The 8,030-nt window shown below is 64.4% G+C and carries 5 protein-coding genes; all 5 read right to left on the reverse strand.

The annotated features are described in order from the left end of the window. Nucleotides 1–80: 80 nt before the first annotated feature. Nucleotides 81–1,133 (reverse strand): S-layer homology domain-containing protein, encoded by a 1,053-nt coding sequence (locus tag AC5RWX_RS27705; RefSeq protein WP_494099466.1) that lies wholly within the window; start codon nucleotides 1,131–1,133, stop codon nucleotides 81–83. A gap of 415 nt (nucleotides 1,134–1,548) precedes the next feature. Then, on the reverse strand, nucleotides 1,549–2,379 hold the full coding sequence (locus AC5RWX_RS27710) for a metal-dependent hydrolase (protein WP_494099467.1): 831 nt from the start codon (nucleotides 2,377–2,379) through the stop codon (nucleotides 1,549–1,551). A 6-nt stretch (nucleotides 2,380–2,385) separates the two neighbouring features. Next, nucleotides 2,386–6,075 (reverse strand): transcription-repair coupling factor, encoded by a 3,690-nt coding sequence (gene mfd / locus AC5RWX_RS27715; RefSeq protein ID WP_494099468.1) that lies wholly within the window; start codon nucleotides 6,073–6,075, stop codon nucleotides 2,386–2,388. A gap of 134 nt (nucleotides 6,076–6,209) precedes the next feature. Further along, nucleotides 6,210–7,148 (reverse strand): AfsR/SARP family transcriptional regulator, encoded by a 939-nt coding sequence (locus AC5RWX_RS27720; protein ID WP_494099469.1) that lies wholly within the window; start codon nucleotides 7,146–7,148, stop codon nucleotides 6,210–6,212. 347 nt (nucleotides 7,149–7,495) lie between these two features. Then, nucleotides 7,496–8,030: S-layer homology domain-containing protein (locus AC5RWX_RS27725; protein ID WP_494099470.1), on the reverse strand; the 535-nt coding region annotated here is incomplete at its 5' end.

Consider the following 8,030-nt stretch of genomic DNA (forward strand, 5'->3'; position numbering starts at 1 on the left):
CAGAAGACCCCCGGATAAATCCGGGGGTCTTCTGGTTTACCTGGAATACTGCCGCGCAGGCCAGCAGGATTACCCGTCCGTCATACGGCGGGAGATCCGGCCATCCGGTACAGGAATGCCGCAGTTGCCTGCCGGTGCACGTTCTCGAACGGGTGGTAGCCGCCGTCATCGAACCCTGTCGTGATGTTCTGGCTCTGCAACCATGTGACTTCCTTGAAGAACTGGCTGTCAGGAGTCATATCGTTGAATGGCGACGTAGCCGGCGGCGTGTATTCAGGCTCGCCTGACAACCGGTAAAGGAAGGCAGCCATGTCCTTGCGGCTTACGGAATCGTTGGGAGCGAACAATGTGGGAGTCATTCCGGTGGTGATGCCTGAACTCTTCAGCCACTCAATCTCCTTGAAGAACTGGTGGTTGGTAGGCACATCCGTGAACGACGGCGTCGTCGGCGGGGTGAACGTAGCATCGCTTTGGTTGGTGTAGCGGTACAGGAACGCGGCCATCGCAGCACGTTCGGTAGAGCCCAGCGGCCGGAACGTCCCGTCAGGGTAGCCTGTGGTGATCCCCGCGTTCTTGGCGTAAGCAATTGCATCGGCAAACTGATGGTTTGTGCCTATGTCGGAGAAAACCCCGGCAAGTTTCCCCTGGATAGCGAACAGGTCTGTCCGAAGAGGGCTGATGCCTGGCCCCTCTACCTGGAAGAAGTTGTTCCCCGTCGGGCTGCCCACTACCACGTGCTCCACCCCGGGATCGCCGATATAACCCTCGGGTGCGCCGGAGGGCCAGCGCAGGAACGGGCCAACCGTACCATTTGCTGCGCGCGCGAACCCTTCTTCACTGCACGGGGTGTCAAAGCAGCCGTGGTCTTCTGTGTAGTTGATAGTGCCTGCCGCATCAGAGGGCAGGGTGAGCGTGCCGTAAGGATGCGTGATGGTGTAACTTGCGTTCGCACTCAGGCCGTCAACACGGATGCGCACCCGGCTGAATGCCACCTGGTCGCCCTCAACGGGTAGCTCGTCGACAAAAGCCGCCTCCTGGGCCAGCACCAGCAGTGCGCTGGTGTTTCCCGATTGGATTGCGGCCTCCCCTGCCCACCAGAAAGCCTCATCCGGAAAGTTGTCCGGGAAGGACAATGGTTGTGCAGGGTTAGGGCGGAAGTCGGTAGCCAGGCACAGCGGCCCATCGAGGCACAGTTCGGGTTGCAGCGGATCCAGCCCCGCTGCAGCATTGCCTCCATCCGAGAACCAGGCAGGATAGCCGTGGTTAGGGTCGATCGGGCCCGTTTCGGAAAGTGCCGCGCCGGCGGGAACCGACATAACCGAAGCCAGAATGGCCCCCGCAGTCAGCCCTGCCGCTGCCTTCCCCAGCAAACGCCGGTGGTTGCCCCGGTCAGGACCGCGGCTTAATTTGTTGTGATGCATTTGAAACCATCTCCTCATCCATTGGCGGGAGCGCTTCCACCTGCGGCTTCCCGTGTGCCAACTATGGACGGCCGATCTTGGGAAACCCTTGGGGCCAAAGTTAAAAGAGATTTTGCAGCGAAAGATGTTAGTAGGACGGACTGTTCCCCGCGGCGATGCCGGTGATCACGCCGAGAAAGAAGCTGGCAGCCCGCCAGCTCTCGCCGGCCAACGACCAGCCCGCCACGCACAGCCCTACCATCGCGTAGGCGCTCACGGGGATCAACAGCAGCCATTCACGCTTCGATCCCGCGCGGCCCAGCAACGGCAGTGAAAGGGCACCATTGGGCCGCCAGACCTGGCGCAGCAACGGCACCTTGCGCAGGAGCTTAGGCGGCCGGATGACCATCGGCCACAGCAGCGGGACACCGCCTGTAGTGAGCAGGTCTCCCACGATATGGACCACCACACCGGTCAGCATAGAAACCGGAAGCCATGTCCACTGGTCCGGCGCGAACCAGGTCACCAACCCGGCCATGGTCAGGGCGAAGATCCAGTTGCAGATGAAGCCCGACTTTGGAAACAGCTTCAGGGCCTTGGCCGCGATGTTGATCATGAACATACACAGCAGTCCTGCGCCCACTGACAGCAGTCCCCAGTCGGTCTCCAGCTGGACCTGCCCGGCCAGGGTGGCCAGCAACACGAAGAACGCTGCGCCGAGCACGGAGTGAGTGCCCTGGCGGTGCCCGCCACTGGCATTTTCGATGCCGACCGCGATCACATTGGACAGCGGGGGCAGGGAGTTCGCCACTGTGCTGTGCCGGTGGTCCCAGTCGCACACCAAGGCGGTTCCCGCCGTCGCCATCCCGCCGATCAGGATCCCGGCAGCGTCCAGCGGGTACCAACCGAGCGTGTACGGCCCCGTTGAGGCAATAGCTACCCACGCCGCGGCTCCCGAGGCGGCGTGGTGTCCTCCCATCAAGTTCTAGCCCACCGCCAGCGGTGCGTCAGAAAAGATGTTCCGGATGACGCCATTGGCCCATTCCAGGATTTCCGCGTCCTGCAGGTCCCGGCCGCCAATCCTCGCGGTCTTCGGCTTGGGGATCAGCACCGCATCAAGGGCGGGCTTGGACTGGGACCCAGGGTACATCCGGTTCAGGCGCATGACCTTGGACTCCGGAAGGGTGGCGGGCGAGAATTTGATGAAGTTGCCCTGCAGGGCCACATCGGACAAGCCGGCTTGCCGGGCATCAACGCGGAAGCGGGCCACGGACACCAGGTTCCGGGCCGGGAGCGGCGGCTCGCCGTACCGGTCCACGAGCTCAGCCAGGACTTCGTCGATGGCCTCGTTGGTGAGCGCGGACGCGAGCTTGCGGTAGGCCTCCAGGCGCAGCCGCTCTCCCGGCACGTAGTCGTGCGGAAGGTGGGCGTTGACCGGGAGTTCGATCTTCATTTCGGCGGCCTTCTCCTCGGCCTCGCCGCGGAAGTCTGCCACCGCTTCCCCCACCAAACGGATGTAAAGGTCGAAGCCGACGCCCTGGATGTGCCCGGACTGCTCGCCGCCCAGCAGGTTGCCGGCGCCGCGGATTTCCAGGTCCTTCATGGCCAGCTGCATGCCTGCGCCGAGCTCGTTGTGCGTGGCTACGGCCTTGAGCCGTTCGAGTGCCACCTCGCCCAGCGGTTTCTCCGAGGGGTACAGGAAGTAGGCGTAGGCGCGCTCACGTCCACGGCCAACGCGTCCGCGGAGCTGATGCAGCTGGGACAGGCCGTACTTGTCCGCGCCGTCCACGATCAGGGTGTTGGCGTTGGAGATGTCCAGGCCGGTTTCGATGATGGTGGTGCACACCAGCACGTCAAACCGCTTCTCCCAGAAGTCCACGATGATCTGCTCCAGGCGGCTCTCGGACATTTTGCCGTGCGCCACCTCCACGCGGGCCTCGGGCACCAGTTCGCGGATCTTCGCCGCGGTGCGTTCAATGGTGGATACCCGGTTGTGGACGAAGAAGACCTGGCCTTCGCGCATCAATTCGCGCCGGATGGCGGCGGAGGTCTGCTTGTCCGTGTACGGGCCCACATAGGTCAGGACCGGATGCCGTTCCTCCGGCGGGGTGGCCAGGGTTGACGTCTCGCGGATGCCGGTAAGGGACATCTCCAGCGTGCGCGGAATGGGGGTTGCACTCATGGCCAGCACGTCCACGTTGGTGCGCATCTTCTTGAGCGCTTCCTTGTGCTCCACGCCGAAGCGCTGCTCCTCGTCCACGATCACCAGGCCCAGGTCCTTGAACTCAAAGTCCTTGGACAGCAGCCGGTGGGTGCCGATGACCACGTCGACCGTCCCGTTCTTGACGCCCTCCGCCGTCTCCTTGGCTTCCTTGCCCGCCTGGAAGCGGGACAAGGGCTTCACGCGCAGGGGGAAGCCGGAGAACCGCTCGGTGAACGTTTCGTAGTGCTGCTGGGCCAACAGCGTAGTAGGCACCAGAACCGCCACCTGCTTGCCGTCCTGCACGGCCTTGAAGGCGGCCCGCACGGCAATCTCCGTCTTGCCATAGCCCACATCCCCGGAAACCAGCCGGTCCATCGGGATCTCACGCTCCATGTCCGCCTTGACCTCGTTGATGGTGGTGAGCTGGTCTGGCGTCTCCACGTAGGGGAACGCTTCCTCCAGTTCACGCTGCCACGGGGTGTCGGGGCCGAAGGCGTGGCCGCGGGAGGCCATCCGGGCGGAGTACAACCGGATGAGCTCACCGGCGATCTCCTTGACGGCTTTCCTGGCCTTGGACTTGGTGCTCGCCCAGTCGGCGCCACCCATCTTGCTCAGGACGGGAGTGTCGCCGCCCACGTAGCGGGTCACCTGGTCCAGCTGGTCCGTAGGGACGAACAGCCGGTCCCCCGGGGCGCCGCGCTTTGACGGCGCATACTCCAGGACCAGGTACTCACGCACGCCGTCGCCGCCGCCGGCGACCTTTCGCTGGATCAGCTCGACAAACTTGCCAATGCCGTGCTGCTCGTGGACTACATGGTCGCCCGCCACGAGCTGCAGCGGGTCCACTGCGTTGCGCCGCTTGGACGGCATCCGGCGCATGTCCTTGGTGGATCCTGCGGAGGTCCGCCCCAGCAGGTCAGCCTCCGTCAGCAGGCCGAGTTTGAGGCCGTCCAGGACAAAGCCGCGTCCGACGGCGGCCGTGGTCACTTCGATGATGCCCGCCTGGGGCTCGTGGTCCAGGCTGTCCACCCGGGCACACGGGATGTCGTTTTCGTGGAACAACTCGGCCAGCCGCTGGGCAGGCCCGGGACCTTCCGTGGCAACAACAATCCGCCACTGGTCGCGGACGTGGGACCCGATGAAGTCCATCATTTCCGCCACGTCGCCCTGGTAGCCCCGCGGTTCCCGCGCGTGGAGGTTCAGGACATCGATCTCGGGCAGCAGTTCTTCGTCCTGGCTGAGGGACGTGATGGACCACCAGGAAATTCCGTGCTCCAGCGAGGAGCTGCGCGTTTCGGCCAGCGACCGGAAGCTGGCGGAATGGAGGGCGGCACTTGCCTGCGAGCTCAGATCCAGCGGGGCAGCGCCGCCGTCGGAGGCAGTGGACCAGGCAGCCTCGAGGAATTCCTCATTGGTGGCGGCGAGGTCATGGGCACGGGTACGGACCTTCTCCGGCTCGATGACCACCGAAATGGAGCCTGCAGGCAATTGCTCCACAAAAGGAACCATCGAGTCCACCAGCACAGGGGCCAGGGATTCCATGCCCTCCACGGTGATGCCGCCGGCGATCTTTTCCAGCATGTCCGCCGCTGCCGGAAGCTGGGACTTCAGGGTGGCTGCCCGCGACATCACGGATGGCGTGATGAGGATTTCGCGGCACGGCGGGGCGTGCAGCTCGGTGGGATGGTGAAGTCCCGGCGAGGACAGCGAGCGCTGGTCGGCGACGGCGAACCAGCGCATCTGGTCCACTTCGTCGCCGAAGAATTCAACCCGGATGGGGTGGTCCTCCGTGGGCGGAAAGACGTCGATGATGCCGCCGCGGACCGCAAACTCGCCGCGGTGCGTCACCATGTCTACCCGGGCGTACGCGGCGTCTGCCAGGTTCCGCACCACCTCGGTGAACGGCATCTCCTGGCCTACCTTCAGCGTGACCGGAACCAGCTCCCCCAAACCGGCAACCACAGGCTGGACCACGGCACGGACGGGCGCCACCACCACACGGAGCGGTCCCGCCGTCGAGGTTTCCGGGTGCGCGAGGCGGCGCAGTACGGAGAGACGGCGGCCCACGGTGTCCGAGCGCGGGGAGAGCCGTTCATGCGGGAGTGTTTCCCAGCTGGGGAACTCCGCCACGGCCTCGGCGGGGAGGTAGGCCCGCAACGCGGCGGTCAGGTCCTCTGCCTCCCGGCCGGTTGCGGTGACAGCCAGCACCACGCCCGGCCCGGCGCCGTCGTGCCCGTCGACCCTAACCCCTGCGGCAGCGGCCGCGATGCCGTCCGCCATCTCGGCGAGGAGCACCGGACGGAGCCCGGCCGGTGCACTGATCTGGTAATCCTGGCCCCGGACGTCGAAGCCACGGGCAGCCTCGGCCCGGACGCGGGCAAAGGTCTGGTCCGGGGCGAGGGCGCGGCGCAGTCCGTCCAGCGACCGGCCTGCGGTGGATTGGCCGGCGGTGGACGGGCCGGGAAGGCTCATGGCAGAAGCTCCTGTGGGTGTTCAGCGAGGGCAGGCAATGCGAATACCCGGAATTCATGAGAATCCCGGGTATTCCTAGCCTACAGCGATGGCTGAGCTATGGGGCTGCTGCCCGTTTGGACGGCTGCCTGGACTCAGACAGCGACGCGTGCCCGACGAAGGAAAGAGGCAACAATCTGCCCCGCGTTTTCCCGCGTGAAGCCCTGGTCGGCAGTGGGGCCGGAGGTATTCCTCTGCCCGCGGAGGCTGTCCCCGAGGTAAACGAGGGCTGCCATGACTTCTGACAAATCGGAGTTTACTTCGGCCTGTTGGCGCAGGAGCCGGATGTGTGCGGCCTGCAGGGCCGGTCCGGGTCCGCAACCAAGCTCCCGATCAAACACCTGCCGGCAGCGGGCGTATGCTGACAGCCCCTCTGCCGGCAGGCCGAGCTGTTCGTAGCCCGTAACGAGCAATGTCCAGGCGCGCTCGTTGAGGGGATCGGACTCCACGGCCCGCCCCGCCCATTGGATCGAATCCAAAGGCCTGCTGGACGAGGCGGCTGCCTCTGCTGCTTTGACCTGCGCCGCCACCTTCTCAGCCTCCTGGCCCGCCCGAGCCACGTCCGCCCAGTCGGATGCCAGTTCGGAACCGAGCAACGGGTCGGCAGACAGTTCAAGCGCCTGCGTCAACATGTCGTAGGCGTCCGGAGGGGAGGCGAGATCTGCCTCGTCGACCAGATGACGGAAACGGGCCAGGTCGAGATCCACTAACGCCGGGTCCAGGACGTAGCCGCCGTTGGCTGTCCGAAGCGGACCGTTCTTGGTATTGCCGGGCTGGATGGCGCGGCGAATGCCGCTGATGTAACTTTCGAGTGTCGCCACTGTCCCCTGGCCGGCGGCGGGCCCCCAAAGGGTATCGATGATGCGGTTCTTTGAAACCGGGGTACCCAGGTTCAAAAGCAGAATTTCAAGGATGTGGCGTGGTTTGCAGCCGCCCATGTCAGCAGCGGAGAGTGTGACGCCGTCGCGCCGCACTTCGAATGTGCCAAACAGACGAACCGAAATTTGCCCTTGTGCTGCAGGAGTATTCCCCACGATTGCCTCCATTGTCCCCCGGCCCGAGAGTCAGGCCTCGGGTCTTTCGGTCGGATGAACCAGCGGAGATGCTGTTCTTCCGGCTTTCCAGAACCACCGTGACATGGTGAAAAGTGACCAACAAGGGTCGCCGATACCTGACTTTTCCAAGCGGGAGAAGACACGTACTCAGTTGTCGCTGAGGCACTACTTGATCGAGTACTCGGCTTAAAAACCAAGTAATTCCGCTCGCTGCCGGTCGAAGCAAGCAAGTAGTGCAGGTAGTAGTTTCGAGTACTCAAAGAAGGGCAAGGGGCAGGCCCCGGAGTGATCCGGAGCCTGCCCCTTGCTGCTGGTGGTTCCTGTTCCTAGCCGGAAATCGGGTGGTTCATCCGGTAGAGGAATGCCGCCATCGCATCGCGGTTGATCGACTGCTCCCCGCGGAAGGTTGACGTGCCGTCAGGCTCCTTCCAGCCAGTGGAAATGTCCTGCTCCGCGAGCCAGGCGATTTCCTTGTAGAACTGCTGGCCGGGAATCACGTCAGCGAAGGGTGATTCGGACGGGGCGGCATAATCCGTCGTGCCGCTGTTCCGATACAGGAAGGCTGCCATCGCCGAGCGGCTGATCGGTTCCTCCCCCCGGAAGGTCGAAGTGCCGTCTGCCTCCTTCCAGCCCGTGGAAATACCCTGCTCAGCCAGCCAGGAAATCTCCTTGTAGAACTGCTGGCCCGGCTGCACATCGGTGAAGGGCGACGTAGCCGGCGGAGCGTAATCTGCCGTGCCGCTCATCCGATAGAGGAAGGCAGCCATCGCGGACCGGCTGATCGACTCCACCGGGTGGAAAGTCCTCGTGCCATCGGCCTCCGTCCAACCAGTGGAAATCCCCCTCTCGGCCAGCCACGCA

Source organism: Arthrobacter sp. SPT-J7 (genome assembly GCF_059089965.1).